Genomic DNA, 18,003 nt, shown 5'->3' on the forward strand with positions numbered 1-18,003 from the left:
TTCCTAAATTCCAACATGTTCACCTAGACCATATGATTGAATGATGATGAAAAAATTTACGCTCTTTCTTTTCACCCTTTTATTTCCATTGATTGGTTTTAATCAAACCGCCCCGGGATACTTTATGCATCCGGATGTGCATGAAAACACGGTTGTTTTTGTCGCCGAGGGAGATATTTGGATGGCGCCGCTATCTGGTGGAATGGCTACTCGACTTACCACCCATCCGGGCGATGAATCCGATCCGAAAATTTCCCCTGATGGGAAATGGGTGGCTTATGCTGCCAGCTACGAAGGTCCCACTGAGGTCTACGTGATGCCTGTTTCCGGAGGAATTCCCAAAAGGCTGACTTACGAACCTTCGGCCTCTGTGTCGGTGGCTTGGAAATCAGCCACAGAACTTGCATATACCACCAATCAATATTCCACACTTCCCCGATTGCGGACGGTAGTGGTTGATGTCAATTCGAGGGAAAAGAGGGTTCTTCCGCTGGAAATGGCCGCTGAGGGTAGTTTCGATCGGGAATCGGATACCTACTTTTTCGTCAGACCCACTTATCACAACAATGTCACCAAGCGCTACCAAGGTGGTACTGCCCGCCAACTTTGGAAATACAGCAACGGAGCCGCGGAGGCGGTCAAATTGACCAAAGACTACACTGGCGAAGACCATCACCCGTTTTTTCATCAGGGGAGAGTGTACTTTATCTCTTCTCGGGATGGCATAGGGAATGTTTGGTCCATGAATTCCGATGGATCGAATATCCAACAACATACGAAAGAAGATTCCTACGATGTTCGTGAGTATTCCCTTTCGGGAAATATGCTTGTTTATCGGGCTGGAGCGGATTTATTCCGAATGGATTTGGGGCAAAGCCAAGCCCAGAAAATCGCGATCAATCTGGTTTCGGATTTTGATCAGTTGCGGGAAAATTGGGTAGATAACCCAGCCAGCTATATCACCAATATTTCTGTTTCTAATGATGGAGAAAAAGTGGCCTTGACTGCCCGGGGTCGGGTTTTTGTCTTTCCTGCCAAAGACGGGCGCATGCTTCGTCTCAGCCGAAAAGACGGCGTGCGTTACCGAGATGCGGTTTTCACCACTGATTCCAAGGATATTCTGACCTTTTCAGATGAAAGCGGGGAATTTGAAATCCATCAATATTCCGGTTTGGGTTTGGATCAGGGAAAGCAATTGACGGATAATGGAACCACCCTTCGCTTCAATTTGACCCCTTCACCGGATGGAAAATGGTTGGCTTGGATCGATCTCAACAATGACCTTTGGATTAGAAATCTTGCCACGGGAAAAGCAGTCAAAGCCAATCTGACCGACGAGGACCTACATGGCAGCATGACTTGGTCACCCGACAGTCAATGGTTGGCCTACGGACAGGCCGCTTCCAATACCTTTACCCAACTCTTTGTCTTCAATCCGACTACGGAACAGCGAGTTACCCTGACTTCCGATCGCATCAACAGTCTCAATCCTCAATGGAGCGCGGATGGGAAGTGGATTTATTTCCTTTCGGACCGCAATTTCGAAACCCGAGTGGGAAGCCCTTGGGGACAGCGTCAGCCGGAACCATTTTGGGAAAAGCAGATGAAAATCTATCACATTCCACTACAAAAAGGTCTGATTTCTCCTTTCACTCCAAAAAATGAGCTGAAAGCTGAGGATAAAAAATCTGAAGGTCCGGTAGCCGTGAAGATCGATGAGGAAGGACTGATGGAGCGCGTACAAGAAGTGCCCGTACCGGCTGGCAATTACAAAAACCTGATCGTGACTGAAAAGGCCTTGTACTACCATCGGGTCGGCCCGGGTCCGGGAGTGTATTACGGAGGAGGAGCTTCCAATGAGGATGAACCCGCATTGATGATGACTCCGATTTCTGAAAAAGCAGAGCAAAAGGTTTTTGCTGATAAAATCAACAGCTACGCGGTTTCAGCAAATAACAAATACGCCTTACTTCGACAGGGCTCTAATCATTACTTGGTAGAACTGGGGACTTCTCCTGTTTCGGATTTATCTAAAAACAAGTTGGACTTGAGCGGCTGGAAATTCAGCATAGATCCTCGGGAAGACTGGAAACAGATCTACACCGATGCTTGGCGCATGGAGCGGGATTATTTCTACGACGCAGGCATGCATGGGGTGGACTGGGACAAAATGTACGAGAAATACCTTCCGCTCGTGGACCGGGTGACCACCCGAAATGAGCTTTCAGATGTGATCGGCGAATTGATTGGTGAACTTTCTGTTCTGCATACTTCCGTTCGTGGAGGCGATACCCGAGATGGGGAGGATAATATTCAGTTTGGAATGCTCGGAGGACTTTTCTCCAAAACCAATAATGGCTACAAAATCGATTACATTTTCCAAAGCGATCCTGACTATCCGGATGAGAAATCCCCTTTGAGCCATCCTGCCTTCGGATTTCAGGAAGGCGATGTGATTACACATATCGACGGCACATCTGTTTTGGAAGTGGATGATATGCAGGTATTGCTTCGTGATAAGTCTGGAAAGCAAGTTCGTCTGGCAATAGCCGGAAAGGGAGACTTTATCCTCAAGCCTATGAGTTCAGGTCAGGAAAGCAACCTACGCTACAATGATTGGGAGTACACTCGCAGACTGGCAACAGAAGCCAAATCCAATGGAGATATCGGTTATGTCCACTTGAGAGCTATGACTTCAGGCGATATCGGACAATGGTATCGGGATTTTTATCCGCAGTTTAAGAAAAAAGGCCTGGTCATCGATGTGCGCCACAACCGCGGTGGGAACATTGATTCCTTTATTCTGGAAAAACTGATGCGGGAAGCCTTTTTTTATTGGAAAAGCCGCACAGGAGAACCGTATTGGAACATGAATTATGCGTTCCGAGGGCATTTGGTTTTGCTCGTAGATGAGTTTACAGCTTCTGATGGAGAGGCTTTTGCCGAGGGCTTCCGAAGATTGGGCTTAGGCAAAGCCATCGGTGCGAGAACCTGGGGAGGAGAAGTTTGGCTTTCGGGTGTGAATACGCTGTCGGATAATGGAATTGCCCGGGCACCGATGAATGGGGTCTATGGGGAAACTGAAAATGGGACAGAATGGCTGATCGAAGGAGTGGGCTTTATTCCAGATATCGAGGTGATCAATCTGCCTAAGGCGACTTTTGAAGGAAAAGATGCCCAATTGGATGCGGCGATTGAGCATTTGAAAGAGTTGATCAAAAAGGATCCAAGACCTGTACCTGCTCCGCCTGCCTATCCGGATTTGAGTTTTAAGAATGGGAAGGATTAATAACCTGCTAGTTTATTGAATTCCTTAGAGGCAGCGAGATCATTGGTTTCGCTGCCTCCATTTTTTGATGGATTTTCCCGAGAAGTAAATCAGTGCCAAAAATCCTGTCAAAATGAAAATTCTGCTTAGTTCCATTCCGCTGAGGTTGGATAAAAAATAGAGGATTACTCCAGCGGAGAGTACAGGTACTGTAAACCCAAAAGGTATTTCAAAGCCTATATTTTTATACTCTTTTTTTCTGCGAAGGCCAATTATCGACAGCGATACAATCAAATAGGAAGTAAGTAGACTAGATGCCGCAATCGCTGCCAAGGTCTGAAAACCCCCAATGGAAGCCATCGTAAATCCCATTCCGGCATAGCATAAGATCGCGAAATGTGGGGTTTTGAATCGGTGGTGGACGGAGGCTAATTTTTTGACTGGAAATATGCCGTCACGAGACAAGCGAAAGATTGTTCGTGGAGTATTCAGGATTTCTCCGCTAAGCATTCCAAACATGGAAATTCCAGCTCCTACAAAGAATAGACTAAAGCCTATCGGGCCAAAAATAAGGCCGGCAGCCTCTCCCAAAGGCGCTTCCTTGAATCCCGGAAGGGCGTTTCCCAAGACTCCTTGCGCTACGAGCTGGATGAGGATGTAAAGAACGACCACAAATGAAATGGCGATGAAAATCGCACGGGGGATGGTTTTGTGTGGAGTTTTGATCTCCCCTCCGATCTGCAAGCCGGAGTCACCTCCCATAAAGGCGAAAAACAAAACCAGGGAAGCGCTTCCAAGATTGGATACGGTAGGTTCGGTTTGCCAGGAGAGATTGCCCCATGCTACATCCTTCCAGCCAAAACTGATCAAAAGAATGAGTGGGAGGAGTTTTGCTAAGGTGTTGAGTTTGACTAAGCCGATTCCTTGCTTGATGCCCATAATATTTAGCCCTGCTAATCCAAAGAATAGCAAGAATAGGGTGCCGATTCGGACGCCTGATATTTTGAAAAGAGGGACTGCAGTACCCAGAATTTCTATCAGTGCGTTGGATACTGCCGCTATAGAAAAAACGCCTGCAACAATGTAAAAAACAGCGACGACCAATCCCATGAAGGGCCCAAAGGCTTTTTCGACATAGGCATAGCCACCTCCCGATTGGGTGATTTTACTTCCTGCTTCGGCAAAGCAGAGCATCACCAAGGCGATCAGTAGTCCACAGAATAGGTAGGCCAAAACGCCGGAAGCGCCCATGGTCTCTGAGATGATGGCAGGCAGCACGAATATCCCCGCCCCCACCATAATATTGACGATATTGGCCGAAAGCCCCCATACGCCTACTTCACGTTTCAGTCCTTCTTGAGAGGTTTTCATGCGATAGAAAAAAAGATAGCTAAATAAGAATTAATGTAATAGGCCGAGTGCTTTGATTTCATCCAGTTAGGTTGAAAAGCATTGGACAGTGCCCGAATAGGGTAGATTATTTTTCGGATAAGAATAAGATAGTCATTTTTTTGGCTAATTGCCCAATAATACATTCAACCCGAAGAGGCCTGTCTGTCAAAAAGTAATGGTTAATATGATAAAAAGCAGTCTCCCTTTGTTATTCCACCTTGGATGTTAGAATCATGTCCGGCTTCATTCTATTCTCCCGTACTTTTTCAAAAGCTCCACTACTTCGTTTTCGGGCAAATCATAGACTGTGGTGTTATTTTTTCCTACCATCGTTTCCGCTGCCACCAAGGCATTTAGGATGGACTCCTCCGTCGCTTGGGCGGTTGCCAAGAAAAGGGCAGACATTTGGTCATTGGGAATCATATTCACTTGCTTAGCATTTTCCCGATCGGCAGCCCCAGAATTGGCAATGGAAAAAGCGATGAAAATATCACCGGAGCCATTTCCTCCATATCCACCTACCCGGCTGATTCCTATGGGCACTCGCCTTGCTAATCGTTTCAATTGATGGGGAAGCAGCGGAGCGTCAGTCGCAACGATCACTATGATTGATCCTCTTTCTTCTTGGCGTTTCAATGGATCTGAAAGAATCTGACGGTCAGAAATCTCTTTTCCCACAGGTACCCCGGCTATAGTCAAGCTCTCTCTTGTTCCATAATTTGCCTGGACTAATACACCCAATGTGTAGGTGGTAGTATTGATCACGACTTCACGGGAGGAGGTTCCGATCCCTCCTTTGAATTGATGACAAATCATCCCTGTGCCCCCGCCAACATTCCCTTCCTCGACTGATGGACCGGCTTGGGCATTTTCTAAAGCAGCAAAAACATGCTCTTTTTTGACATGAAAGCCGTTGATGTCATTCAAATCCCCATCGTAAGTTTCAGCAACTACTGGTAAGGCCCAAAATACGTCTGGTTCATCGGGCAAGGGATCAATATGATTGTTATTAAACTCCCACTCGATCACTGCATCTCTGACGACTCCTACGCTGTGTGTGTTGGTAATGGCAATCGGTCCTTCCAAAAAACCCGATTCTTCCACCCAAGTGGTTCCTGTCATTTCCCCATTTCCATTGAGACTATACCAGCCTGCGAAAACGGGATCGTAATTTTTACCTCTTGGGAAAATTGTAGTTACTCCCGTCCGGACAGGACCTTCTCCCACCACCAATTCTCCCTCTCCGGATATCAAGGTGGTATGTCCGACTTCGATTCCATTGACATCGGTGATGGCATTCAATTTCCCGGTTTTTCCATCCAGAGGAATTCCCAAATCTCTGGCCCTTTGTTTTTGGCCAAAGGAAGGAGAACAAATAAGCAGGATTGAAATAATTGAGAGCAGTCTGTTCATATATTTTACCTAGTTGACAAATCTTGTTCAGCCTATTTCCTTCCTTTCTTGATCGGAAGGTAAGTGGTCAAAGGCTAGCTCACTTTCGCTCCATCCCAATCGGTGATTTGGAACATGTTCATGGTGGTGATTCTGTGCGGTTCCAAGGACTCGTTGATGGCTTTAACACCAAAGTCCAACCCTGCTTCCGTCCGCAAAGGCCGCTGTCCGGCTGGAGCATCGATCAAGTCTTCAAAGATTTTTACCACAATCATTGGGTCAGTGGGAGCATCTTGGTTTGCAAAGGCAGCTTCCGAATTGGCCACAAAGCCTTCGTTAAATGCTTGGATGTGAGGGTAGGCTTTTGTCACTTCATCTTCATTGCCGATGATGACATTGGGAAGAAATTTGGTGGAAAAAGGTCCCGGTTGGACGATAGCCACATCAATTCCTAAAGGGCCAACCTCGTAGCGAAGCGATTCACTCATAGCTTCTACGGCCCATTTGCTGGCACAATAGATCCCAAAGCCAGGTACCGCCAATCTGCCCGCGATCGAACTCAACTGAATGATCAAGCCGGATTTTTGAGCCCGCATGCCGGGAAGCACGGCTTTGATCATTCGTATATTACCCAGTACATTCAGGTCAAATTGCGCTCGGCATTCTTCTAAGCTGAAGGTCTCGATTGCACCTCCAAATCCTCTACCGGCATTGTTGATGAGTACATCTACACTAGGGATGTTCTTCATGGCTTTGGTGACGCTTTCGTCTGATGTCACATCCAGTTCTATCACTTCCAAAGTCAGGTTTTTCGCTTCTGCAAAATCGCTAAGAGCCTTTGCGGCAGCAGCATTTGAGGTGTGGACATTCCGCATGGTTGCGTAGATATGATGCCCTTTTTCAGCCAGATATTCTGCTGCTTCAAATCCGAATCCGGTACTGCAACCGGTAATGAGTATTTTTTTCATGATTTTTAGAATTATAGTTCTGTTGGGATTAGTGAATGTTTAAAAATGCTTACGTTATTAAGTCAGAAAGCCAATTGATAGTTCTAAGAGACATAGCTCATCGCTTATTCCACTGAAGCACGATCTCGGTGATAAAAAGTGGCAGGACCCATGAAAGCCAAATTGCGGTAGGACCTGTCTCCACAAAAGGACCCAATTCATCATAAAAAGGCTGTCTCGTCAACCACCGAAATAGGACAAAGGCAAAAGTCACCACATAGCTTCGGATCATCCATTCTTTATGAAGGTTGATTCGGCGCAAAAGAATAAAGCGAAAGGCCATTCCGGTGGTGCCAAACCAGGCAAATGCCAACCCGATAAGGGATAAGCTCCAGGTCCAGTGGAAATCAAGTGCGATGGTGAGGGAAAGTGCAATAGAGCTAATGACCGCGATCAAAATTCCGCAGATATAGGCCATTCCCATTATCCGATGCACTTTCAGATAGTTATTCCTGAAGCCTGCCCAAAATTGAAATGGTCCTAAAGTGAGCGCGATCAGGCCTCCCGAAATATGGCCGATCAAAGGCCATTTCATTTCCCAATAGTCTCCAAAAACAGATTCCTCCAACCCAAAGTAAGGCAGCGCATCATTGAGGATGAATTTGCCTGCAAAAAAGATTAAGAAAACCCAAAATAAAGGCAAAGGCCAGGATTTAGGCCTTTTTTCGATTGAAATCACGCTTTTTGACATAGCTACAAATTTTAAACCTTATGGGCTTCCAACTCGATTTCGATCAAAAACTCAGGCATGACCAAGCCTTTGACTTCAATCCATGAACCAGTAGGGAATTGCTTCTGATAGATCGAGTTTCTAAAAGCGGCATGCTCCAAAAATGCAGGCATAGCTGTGGTAAAGACATTTTCTACGATCACCTCATCGAAGCTGCAGCCGTAGTGTGCCAATACCTTTTCCAGATCGGCATAGCAGTTTTTCATCTGCTGAAGGAAGTCCCCGATGGCTGTAGGATTGCCTTCCTCATCCATGCTGACAGCGCCTGATACTTTGATGCTATTTCCGATTTTTACCGCATGGGTATAGCCGTAAGCCTTTTCGAGATCTGGTCTTAGGGAGAAAAATTCCGGTGTTTGATTGGTCATTTCCAAGTCTGTTTGTAAAAGATGAAATAATCTCCCCCTATTTTATTTCCTTCCCATGGCCTTTGGGATGAAGATCTACAAAATGTTTCCCTAACCCGTATTTTCCTACCCGGGAGAATTGCCGGATAAGCATTTGATTTTCAAAAACATTTTATTGTATATTAATCGGATGAAGGGATTTTTTATACTGGTCCTGGTATTGTTTCAGATTCAGCTAGTGGCTCAGGTAATCTCAAAAAATGGCAAAGTCAACTATTCAAAAGTCTTTGTGGAGACTGACGACTTTGGTGCAGATTATCTTGAAATTATTGAGCAATCACTCCCTTCAGTCGAAGAGACCGAACTCAGACTTCAAATACTTTGGGATTTAGGCTATTATTCTCACACGAGAAATCTCAGAAAATCCCTTATTCTGATCAATCAGGGATTGGAAGAAGCCCAAAAAGCCGAAAGTAAAATCTGGGAAGGAAGGATGCAGGTGGCTCAGGGAGCTATTTTGCTAAGGATGGAAAAGCTAGATCAAGCCGAGCTAGTCTTGACCAGTGCCCTGGAAAAGTTGCCAGAACCGGAGACATGGCTTCTGATGACCAATTTGGGCTATGTTCATGAGCGAAGGGGAGACCTGGGAAAGGCTTTTGAAATCGCCAGTCAGACGCTCCAACTCGGAGAAAAATACGGAGATACCAAAGTCATGGCCATGGCCTACTCCGATATCAGCAACTTGTTTTGGAAGCAGGGAAAGTCCGTGGAAGGATTGGAGTATGGACTGAAGTCACTTGCACTTTTTGAGAAGCGTGGGATCAAAGACTTGGATTTTGATTTTACGCTCCATGTCACTGGAAACAACCTGGTGGCCCTTGGCCGATATCAGGAAGCTCTTCCCTTCTTTCAGCGCTCTACACAGATCGGGAAGCAATACGGCTTCTACAATAATCTCAGCGATACCTACATTGCGCTGACGGATTTATATCTCGCCATGGAGGATTTTTCGAATGCGGAAACCTCCGGTAAGGAAGCACTCAAGTACGCGGAGCTCCTTCAAAATGAATTTATGGTCGTGCGATCCCTGCTTTCTTTGGGTAAAGTAAAAAAACAGCAGGGATTCTATCAGGATGCCATCACCTACCTCCACCGAAGTATCCAAAGGGCTACCGAAGACTTTGGAGACCGTTATTTTCTCAGTCTGATCTATCGGGAATTGGCGGAAGCCTACGAGGGAGCAGGTGAAATTTCCAATTCCTATCAGGCATTTAAGCGCTATCATGAGCTAAATCAGTCCGTCTTCAATGCAGAGGCCGATCAGCGAATCGCCCATTTGCAAACGGAGATGGGTGTTGCTCAAAAAGAAAATACCATATCTCTTCAGGAGGAAGCGTTGAAGCGACAGAATATCATTCAGGTTTTTACCCTTCTTCTTACCGCTTTGATGGTGTTCTTTCTCTTTTTCCTATATCGGATCTTTTCCAAAAAGAAAAAGTACAGTCAGCTTCTTGAAAAGCAGAATCAGGAAAAGGAATTTCTGCTCAAGGAAATCCATCATCGGGTCAAAAACAATCTGGAAACGATATCAAGCCTTTTGGCTTTGCAAACTGCCCAAATCGAAAATGAGGAGCTTCAAGATATCATGATCGAAAGCCAAAACCGGGTTCAGAGCATGGGGATGATCCACCAAAATCTTTATCAAGGGGAAAATCTGGCTGCGATCGAGATGAAAAATTACTTTATCAATCTGGGTTCTTATATTATTGATTCTTTCGATGCTTCAAGTCGAATCAGTCTGGACGTTCGTATGGACACTTTGGAGCTGGATGTGGATCGCGCTATTCCCATCGGTCTGATCGTCAATGAGCTGATTACCAATTCACTGAAATATGCCTTCCCGGATAATAGAGAAGGAGAAATTACCATCAGCCTGAAGGAAGATCAGGATCATTTGTACTTGAAAGTGACAGATGACGGCAAGGGTATAAGCAAAAACGAATCTGTACAAGGAACAGGGTTTGGTACTCAGCTGGTAGGGCTCCTGACCAAGCAGCTTGACGGAAAGATGACCCTCAGCACCCAGCATGGAACTGAAGTTTACTTTGAATTTAAAAATAGAAAAGCAGCATGAGTGAGAAGACGAGAATTTTGATTGTGGAGGATGATATGATTATCGCTGCGAATATATCCCTGCAGCTGTCGAAGCTTGGGTATGAAGTCACAGGAATTGAATCCAGAGGTGAAGATGCGATCAATCATGCATTACAGAACCGGCCCGATATCATTCTCATGGATATCCAACTCAAAGGGGGAATAAACGGGATAGATGCGGCAAAAGAAATTCAGGAAAAAGCTTCCATTCCATTGATCTACCTGACTGCCAACTCGGATGACGCCTCTTTTCAAAAAGCCAAGGAAACCAAACCCTACGCTTTTATTTCCAAGCCCTTTACCAAACTAAATCTGGAGCGGACCATTGAGCTCGTGGTTGAAAAAATCAAAGAGGATTCAGACGAGGAGAAAAACTCGAATTCCTTGATCGAAAGCCTGGATGACCGGATTTTTATCCGAAACAACGGCAAACTGATCAGGCTGATGCTCGATGATATCCTATACATCGAAGCAGACCGGAACTATTGCAATATCATCACCACTAATCAGAATTACCTGATTGTAAGCCCGCTAAATACCTTTTGTCAAAAAATGGAAAGCAAGGATTTTTTGCGGGTTCACCGATCCTATGTGGTCAATATCAGAAAACTGGATGCCGTGGCGGATTCGCACTTGGAGATCAAGCGAAAGGTCATCCCGATCAGTAAGATGTACAAGGAGGATTTGATGCGGAGCATTCGGAAAGTCTGAGCTTAGCCGACTTTTCCATCTCCATTGATGTCTTTTCCGCTCTGCTCTTCCAATACCTTTAGCGTTTTGATCAATAATTCCTGTGTTTTTCGCAATTCGCTCTCCAGGTAGGCCACTCGCGCTTCCAAAGAGGAAGCTCTTGAGTCCTGACTGGAGATTTGGCTTTGTTGGATTAGGTTCCAGAATAGTCCCATAGATGGTTTTGATGATTAGTGGCTTTCAATTTAAAGATCTTCGGGCAGTAGTACCCTGATCTGATCACTACTTTCAGGAAAGTCTTTGGTATTTCTGGTAATGAAATATTGGCATTGATTGGAAATCGCCGTTTGGTAAAGAATAGCATCTTCCAAATGCCTGAAATCCGATTGGATAGCACGTTCAATATCCTCGGTGAGCGTTTGAGCTAAGGAAACTAATTGATTGATTTTGGCAACTGTACTCCTAATTATCTCCTCCGTGCATTTTGATTTTTGGAGCACATAAATTAGGGTCTGAATGCAAGAAATGGAGGTCAAGAGGGTGACTTGTTGAATGGCGCTGGACTCAAGAAATTTTTCTGCTTTGTAACCGAATTCACCTCGATCTAAGATTAGATCCAAAAAAATGTTCGTATCAATGAAGGCTCTATTTTCCATGCTTTTCCATTGCCGAATCACGAATTACTTCTTTCCAATCTGTTTCCTCGGGAGTTTTTCCCGCAATTCCCCGAAGTTCACCAATTAAGACAAGTTGTTGTTTTTTGGCTTTTTCGATTTCTTCAGTGAGTAGCTCCTCAATCAAAAAAGACAGACTTTGTTGTTTATTTTGGGCAAGTTTCCGGCCCTTTTCAATAATTTCCTTATCGACACTGAGTGTAAGCTTAGTTTTCATGATACGTATAAGAGAATTCCTACGTATAAATATAAATTAATTTCCTTTAATCCACCATTTTGCCGGTATTCGAATTAATATAAAAGTTTAAGACGTTTATTCTTGATTTTTCAAAGTTTCAATCTGAGAAGTTTTAGAAGTAATTTTTTGCCTTTAGACTTTAAGTTTTATACTCAAAGCAGTGCCTTTGCCCTCTTCGGATTCTACTTCAAGAGTCCCTCCATGAGCCTTAATCATATCATAGCTCAAACTCAATCCCAATCCTGTCCCAGAGCTGGTTGGTTTGGTAGTGAGATTAACTTTAAAAGTTTAAATCAAAGCTTGGATAAATTCAAGATGACTCACCAATCTTTTCAAGGTATTCTTAGGTATTTCAGATGAATCTACAGCACTGCTTATGTACCTATTTGATTTTTTAAGGATTTCATGCCTGTTGTTGACCTGGAATGAAAGCAGAATTCCAATTGAGTTTACAAATCAGGTTTATCAAATGTGTAGTTACTTTTTTTTAAATCCTTTTTTCCTAGAATGCATATCCGCTTTCGTACCAGTAACGAAACTTTATAACTACTCCCCTCTTAAAAACTATCCAAACCCGGAGGCCAAGCTCGGTCACTGAGCTTGTCGAAGTGTCAAGGCCATTTCAATCTACTGGCATCATAGCGGATATACCAATTTCCCAGACAGGTTATTGCCTGATTTTTTGAAAGTAAACGATCATTTTTCTTCTAGGTCGTCTGCTTGACTGAAACCCGCAAGTCGGTTTTTGAAATCGGCAATTGACGGATTCTGACACCCGTTGCAGCAAAAATTGCATTGGTCACTGCCGGAGCTATCGCAGGAGTACTCGGTTCACCCGCACCACCCGGAGGATTTCCCGAATTGATGATATGCGTCTCGATTTTTGGAGCCTCATTCATTCGGGTCACTCGATAATCATGAAAATTGCTTTGCACTACGGCTCCGTTTTTGATGGTGATTTCTCCTGTCATGGCAGCTGCCAAACCATAGATGATGCCGCTCTCCATCTGGGCCACAAACCCATCCGGATTCACAGCGATTCCAGGATCGGCCACGCATACTACCCGATGCACTTTCACCTCTCCATTGGTTTTGATTTCTACTTCCGCAACTTCCGCCACAAGGGATCCGAAAGAATAATGGATGGCCACGCCTCGTCCCCAATTTGGAGGAAGGGGTGAATTCCAACCGGATTTTTCATATACCGTATCCAGGACTTTTTGAAATCGAGGCTTGGAGGCTGTCAGCTTTTTTCGATACTGCAAAGGATCCACCTGGGCTGTATGAGCCAACTCATCGATAAAGGATTCGGAATAAAAAGCATGTGTGGAGTGATCCACAGAGCGCCAATTCCCCCAAGGCACAAAGGTCTTGGGACTGGAGAAGTGAATTAATTGGTTTCCCACTTCGTAAGGAATGTCAGCTGCCTCCGGGGGATGATGTTTAAAAATGAATTGATTTTGGTAGGCGATTGGATTTCCGGAGCCATCCAAGGCGGCCTTCATCCGGCTGATTCCTGCTTCACGGTAGACATCATGTTGGGTATCTTCTTCGCGTGACCAAATCAATTTTACCGGGAAGTCCACCTCTTTGGCAATTCGGGTGGCTTGAAGGACCACATCGGTTTCGGATCTTCTTCCAAATCCTCCTCCCAACAGTTGGTTGTGGACGGTGACTTTTTCCAGATCCAGTTGTAGTTCTTCTGCGACTGCTGCTGCAAATCCCAAGGGATTTTGGCTTCCGCACCAAATTTCAGCCTCTCCGTTTTTCACCCAAACGGTGCAGTTCATAGGCTCCATGGTCGCATGTGCTAAAAAAGGAACCTGGTATTCCGCTTCTATGATTTGCCCCGCCTGATCAAAGGCAGGTTCTACTTTACCGGCTTGATGGTGTATTTCCAATTCGCCTTTTTCCAATGCTTGATCCATCTCAGCCCGGTAGCGAGCTAAAATATCTTCTTGGCTGATGAGCTCATTCTCACTGGATTCGTAGGTGATATTGAGGGAATTGAGCGCCATTTTGGCTTGCCAGTACCCCTCTGCAATCACTGCGACAGCATTTCCCAAATTGACAATTTTGATCACTCCTTCTTTGCCTTCGGTAGAGGTATCTACTGATTTGATCCGATTTCCAAAAACCGGACTTGCAGCTACTGTGGCGTATTTCATTCCGGGAATATTCACGTCGATGGCAAATTTGGCCTCACCGGTGACTTTCGCAGGAATGTCAAATCGGGGCTTTGAAGTCCCAATGAGTGTAAAATCCTTGGCCTCTTTGAGCTTGGGATGGGAAGGCATTTTTTCCTTGGCGGCCTCAGGGGCTAGTGCACCATATGTGATTTTTTGGCCAGAAGATTCATGAGTAATTACACTCTTACTTGCTTTAAGTTCATCTACAGTGACTTTCCACTTTGCTGCTGCAGCTTCTAGCAGCATGGATTTGGCTGCAGCTCCAGCAATTCGCATGGCGATTTGACCTGTGAATCTAACTGAGGCCGAACCTCCAGTAATCTGGAAATTCATGGATTTGACGGCAGTCAGAAATACTCCCTCGATGGTTTGATCCAGAAACTTTGGAAAATCTTTGTTTCCGGCAACAAAACCTTTAGCTACTGCATAGTTTGCATATTCCTTAGCGGCAGGGGCTTCTTCAAATCTGATGGTAGACCAATCAGCCTCCAATTCCTCAGCTAACATCATTGCCAAGGCAGTATGTACTCCCTGACCCATTTCTGCATGGGGAATGATGGCTGTAATGGTATTGTCAGGGGCGATTTTAATCCAGATCGTCATCATCGTTTCCCCTTCTTTGGCTACCAAGCCGGCGACTTTCGAGGCTCGGTTGCCCGGCCGGATGGCAATTCCAAAAATGACTGCACCTCCTGCCAAAACTCCTGCTCCTATAAATGCGCGTCTAGTCCACTTTTTCATTGCTCGAATATTAAAGAATGTCGTTTTGTTGAATGGCTGCAGATGCTTGTTTGATGGCCGCACGGATTCTGCCGTACATGCCACAGCGGCAGATGTTTCCAGACATGGCTTCGTCTATATCGCTGTCGCTCGGGTTAGGATTTTCATTGAGCAAAGCTACTGCTGACATGATCTGACCCGATTGGCAATACCCGCATTGCGGAGTTTGAAGCTCGATCCAGGCTTTTTGTACTTCATGAAGAACGTCCGGCTTGGGAGCGATTCCTTCGATCGTGGTGATCTTTTTTCCTTCTACTGAAGCAGCAGGAGTGATGCAAGACCGGACAGGTTTGCCGTCCACATGGACGGTGCAGGCTCCGCACTGCGCTATGCCGCAGCCAAATTTCGTTCCGGTCAGTCCGCATTGTTCTCGAATAGCCCAAAGCAGAGGCATTCCGGAAGGTGCTTCGACTTGATAGTCTTGTTGATTGATGGATAGGGTGATTTTTGGCATAAGGCAATAAATATCAATTTATGAAAATAACCAGATGGGTGAGGTTAAGTTTTTGGGGGGTATTGTTCATTTTTTATCCCTTCGGTTTTGTTGACTGCAGTAAGAATTTATTTGATTAGCCTCGTCGTAAGCAATGAATCGATTTTTTCTGCTTGGTCCATGCCTAATTGCATTTTTTGAGCCATATCCAGTTCTATGGCGCCTAGGATAATGATCCGATTGATGAAAACTCCGTTTTCGAGCTTTTCCATATTTAAAATTTCACCTGTACTCAGGTCCATGGCTTCTTCGAGCCAACTAAGAATAGAGGCAAATTTGTAATCAAAAGAGGTTTTTGAGGCCAGTTCCAGCGCTTGATAAAGGTCTTTCATTTCTATGAAATCTGGAATTAACTCATTCTCCCCCAGCTGCGACGCATTGAGGTATCGGATGAGGTATTCCTCGGAGAAGTCGACTTTGGAAATGTCCAATAGTGAATTCAACTGAGATTTAACTATTGAGTCCCGATTAGGAACTGAAGAATCAGTCAAAGCATTGACCATCTCCAAAAGATTTTTTTCCACATTTTGAAAATACCCGACGTTTCGGCTAAATATATCCAAGTTGTACTCGTTTTCTGTTTTCACTTGCTGAAGAAGTACCCTTTCGGCTTCTTTAAGTTTTCTCTGTTCATTTAGGCTATTTACCCCCAATGCGATCAGTATTCCGATGACTACTAGGAAAATTTCTCCCAATGCATAGACCAAATACCGGGTGATCCGGTTTTCCCGGAGAAGTTGTTGGCGGATTTTGCGGAAAAGTGAAATCATTTTTGAGAAGGTAAAGCCACAAACAATTGAGATTGGAGTAGCCAAGTGCCGGATTTCTTGGTCCATTGAGCAGAATACTTACCTCCCACCACAGGCTTCTCAGCCCCTTCCACATAGCCTTTCCATGTTCCAGTTTCCCAGGCCAGTTGAGTTTCTGGATTAATGATCACCTCATCGGGAGATCTTACCCAATACATCTTGGGACCCTTCAAGTTTTCGATATATTTGGTAAGTTCTTTTTTACCGGAAATCAAAGTGCCTGTACCGGTGGTAATCAAGGCATCTTCCGTCATGAAGGTATTGTTCTTTTTCTCGTCAAAGTCTCTTAATGCCTGATTGGAAGCTTGCCTTTGGGCAAGAATAGCAAGTCTTTCCTTTTCCTGGCTGAAACTGGAAAAAGAAAGCCCAAACAGGATAATAGTTAGGAACTTGTACCTAAATAAAAGGCTAAAAAAAGTCAAGAAAAAGCGGGATTTTGGGAAAATTTGGTGAGTTCTCATTCCTTTTTCCTTTTCTCTTCCAAATAGATATAATGACTGTTGTCCTGTGGTCCTCTGACCACCAGGCTAGGAGGCAAGGGCCCCAATTGCTGTACAGCCAAATCCATGGTCCGCATCATCTGAGCCAATTTTTCAGGATTTTCCTTGGCCAGATTGGTGGTTTCTCCCGGGTCGTTTTTGAGGTTGAAAAGCAGCGTATCGTGGGCTGCTACGGCCTTCATGCCTCTACTCCCTGCGAATCCTGCAAAGGGTCTTTTCACCTTCCAGTCTCCCAATCGATACCCTCTCTGATCAGAAAGCATGTAGTAAAGAAACTCATCTCCTTCTCGCATGCCATTCTCGAAAAGAACTGCACTCAGATCTTTGCCATCGATGGCCCGATCTTGAGGAATCTCCGCACCGACCAATTTGCAAAAGGTAGGGAACCAATCCATCTGAGTTGCCAAGTCTTCATACACCTGTCCGGGATCGATTTTTCCTTTCCACATGGCTACTGTCGGTACCCGCACCCCCCCTTCAAAGGTGAACTGCTTTCCCTCCCGGAGCGGTCCTGCCGAACCCCCATGGTCTTCCATGACCAGCCAAGGGCCATTGTCTGAAGAGAAGACAATCATCGTATTTTCCATCAGCCCTTTCTCTTCCAGTTTCTTGAGGATTTGTCCCACACTCCAGTCGATTTCCTGGATCACATCTCCATAAAGCCCTCTTTGCGAAGTCCCTTCAAACTCAGGGGAAGCATAAATCGGCACGTGGGGCATATTATGCGCCAGATAAAGTAAAAAAGGCCCATCCACCGCCTGATCAATAAATTCCAAGGATTTTTGAGTGTAGGTCTTGGTTGTAAACCGCTGATTGACAGAGATTGAGTCGATCTCGTTGTCCTTCAGATAGACCACCGAAGCCATGTCATTGCTGTAGGGGATGCCATAGTAGGAATCAAAGCCTTGATTGAGGGGTAGATATTTTTCCATATGGCCCAAGTGCCATTTCCCCACATGGGCGGTTTTGTACCCTTTCTCTTTCAGGATTTCGGCAAAGGTGATTTCCTCGGGGGCCAGGCCTGTAAGGCTTTCCGGGAAAAAAACAGCATTGATTCCCATCCTTTGGGGCATTCTTCCGGTCAAGAGCCCGGCCCGGGAAGGACTGCAAACCGGAGAGGCTGATAGGAAGGAAGTAAACTTGATGCCTTCAGTTGCTATCCGGTCAATATTGGGAGTGAGAATATCCGTAGCCCCGAAGCAGCCCAAATCCCCGTAGCCTAAGTCATCCGCGAAAATGAAGACAATATTTGGAAGTTGGTTTTCTCCTTCTGCTTTCCCTTGTTTTTGACTACAAGAAAAAGTCAGGAGTAGTCCAAAAAGCAAAAGTGATGATCTCAT

General features: G+C 45.1%; 16 protein-coding genes and 1 pseudogene. 3 read left to right on the forward strand and 14 right to left on the reverse strand.

Annotation, left to right across the window (positions count from 1 at the left end; all coding sequences use genetic code 11):
- Positions 1-40 precede the first annotated feature (40 nt).
- A complete protein-coding gene (locus AAA943_RS13905; protein WP_338224868.1) occupies positions 41-3,289 on the forward strand; it encodes a S41 family peptidase in 3,249 nt (1,082 codons plus the stop codon).
- A 39-nt stretch (positions 3,290-3,328) separates the two neighbouring features.
- Here AAA943_RS13905 and AAA943_RS13910 read toward each other — a convergent pair whose 3' ends face one another.
- From AAA943_RS13910 to AAA943_RS13930, 5 genes are all read right to left on the reverse strand, one after another.
- The gene (locus AAA943_RS13910) at positions 3,329-4,639 is read right to left on the reverse strand and encodes an APC family permease (RefSeq protein WP_338224869.1); all 1,311 of its coding nucleotides are present in this window, start codon (positions 4,637-4,639) and stop codon (positions 3,329-3,331) included.
- Positions 4,640-4,903: 264 nt separating this feature from the next.
- Entirely contained in the window at positions 4,904-6,073 is a 1,170-nt protein-coding gene (locus tag AAA943_RS13915; RefSeq protein ID WP_338224870.1) for a DmpA family aminopeptidase, read from the reverse strand.
- 74 nt (positions 6,074-6,147) lie between these two features.
- Positions 6,148-7,020, reverse strand: a complete 873-nt coding sequence (locus AAA943_RS13920; protein WP_338224871.1) for an SDR family oxidoreductase — start codon at positions 7,018-7,020, stop codon at positions 6,148-6,150.
- A gap of 97 nt (positions 7,021-7,117) precedes the next feature.
- Complete coding sequence (locus AAA943_RS13925; RefSeq protein WP_338224872.1) at positions 7,118-7,750, reverse strand: DUF2306 domain-containing protein; 633 nt, start codon at positions 7,748-7,750, stop codon at positions 7,118-7,120.
- An 11-nt stretch (positions 7,751-7,761) separates the two neighbouring features.
- Positions 7,762-8,157 carry a RidA family protein gene (locus AAA943_RS13930; protein ID WP_338224873.1) on the reverse strand — a complete coding sequence of 132 codons (396 nt, stop codon included), beginning with the start codon at positions 8,155-8,157 and terminating at the stop codon, positions 7,762-7,764.
- A 169-nt stretch (positions 8,158-8,326) separates the two neighbouring features.
- Between AAA943_RS13930 and AAA943_RS13935 the strand changes: the two genes are divergently transcribed.
- Both AAA943_RS13935 and AAA943_RS13940 read left to right on the forward strand, forming a co-directional pair.
- On the forward strand, positions 8,327-10,270 hold the full coding sequence (locus AAA943_RS13935) for a tetratricopeptide repeat-containing sensor histidine kinase (protein WP_338224874.1): 1,944 nt from the start codon (positions 8,327-8,329) through the stop codon (positions 10,268-10,270).
- Positions 10,267-11,001, forward strand: coding sequence for a LytR/AlgR family response regulator transcription factor (locus AAA943_RS13940; protein ID WP_338224875.1), 735 nt, complete (start codon positions 10,267-10,269; stop codon positions 10,999-11,001). Before AAA943_RS13935 ends, AAA943_RS13940 begins: the two co-directional genes overlap by 4 nt.
- Positions 11,002-11,003: 2 nt before the next feature.
- Here the strand turns inward: AAA943_RS13940 and AAA943_RS13945 are convergent, their stop codons facing one another.
- From AAA943_RS13945 to AAA943_RS13985, 9 genes and pseudogenes are all read right to left on the reverse strand, one after another.
- Positions 11,004-11,195 (reverse strand): hypothetical protein, encoded by a 192-nt coding sequence (locus AAA943_RS13945; protein WP_338220266.1) that lies wholly within the window; start codon positions 11,193-11,195, stop codon positions 11,004-11,006.
- A gap of 30 nt (positions 11,196-11,225) precedes the next feature.
- Positions 11,226-11,636, reverse strand: a complete 411-nt coding sequence (locus tag AAA943_RS13950) for a type II toxin-antitoxin system VapC family toxin (RefSeq protein ID WP_338224876.1) — start codon at positions 11,634-11,636, stop codon at positions 11,226-11,228.
- Positions 11,626-11,871, reverse strand: coding sequence for a DUF6364 family protein (locus AAA943_RS13955; protein WP_338224877.1), 246 nt, complete (start codon positions 11,869-11,871; stop codon positions 11,626-11,628). The genes AAA943_RS13950 and AAA943_RS13955 overlap by 11 nt, the downstream gene beginning before the upstream one ends.
- 153 nt (positions 11,872-12,024) lie before the next feature.
- Positions 12,025-12,147: pseudogene (locus tag AAA943_RS13960) on the reverse strand (ATP-binding protein); the annotation flags it as partial.
- Between the two features lie 452 nt (positions 12,148-12,599).
- Entirely contained in the window at positions 12,600-14,822 is a 2,223-nt protein-coding gene (locus AAA943_RS13965) for a xanthine dehydrogenase family protein molybdopterin-binding subunit (RefSeq protein WP_338224878.1), read from the reverse strand.
- A 10-nt stretch (positions 14,823-14,832) separates the two neighbouring features.
- Positions 14,833-15,315 carry a (2Fe-2S)-binding protein gene (locus AAA943_RS13970; RefSeq protein ID WP_338224879.1) on the reverse strand — a complete coding sequence of 161 codons (483 nt, stop codon included), beginning with the start codon at positions 15,313-15,315 and terminating at the stop codon, positions 14,833-14,835.
- Between the two features lie 107 nt (positions 15,316-15,422).
- Positions 15,423-16,124, reverse strand: a complete 702-nt coding sequence (locus AAA943_RS13975) for a hypothetical protein (protein ID WP_338224880.1) — start codon at positions 16,122-16,124, stop codon at positions 15,423-15,425.
- Complete coding sequence (locus AAA943_RS13980; protein WP_338224881.1) at positions 16,121-16,585, reverse strand: nuclear transport factor 2 family protein; 465 nt, start codon at positions 16,583-16,585, stop codon at positions 16,121-16,123. The genes AAA943_RS13975 and AAA943_RS13980 overlap by 4 nt, the downstream gene beginning before the upstream one ends.
- Positions 16,586-16,620: 35 nt before the next feature.
- Positions 16,621-18,003: a sulfatase family protein gene (locus tag AAA943_RS13985; protein WP_338224882.1), complete on the reverse strand. Its 1,383-nt coding sequence runs from the start codon at positions 18,001-18,003 to the stop codon at positions 16,621-16,623.

Source organism: Algoriphagus confluentis (genome assembly GCF_036245625.1).
Classification (GTDB): domain Bacteria; phylum Bacteroidota; class Bacteroidia; order Cytophagales; family Cyclobacteriaceae; genus Algoriphagus; species Algoriphagus confluentis.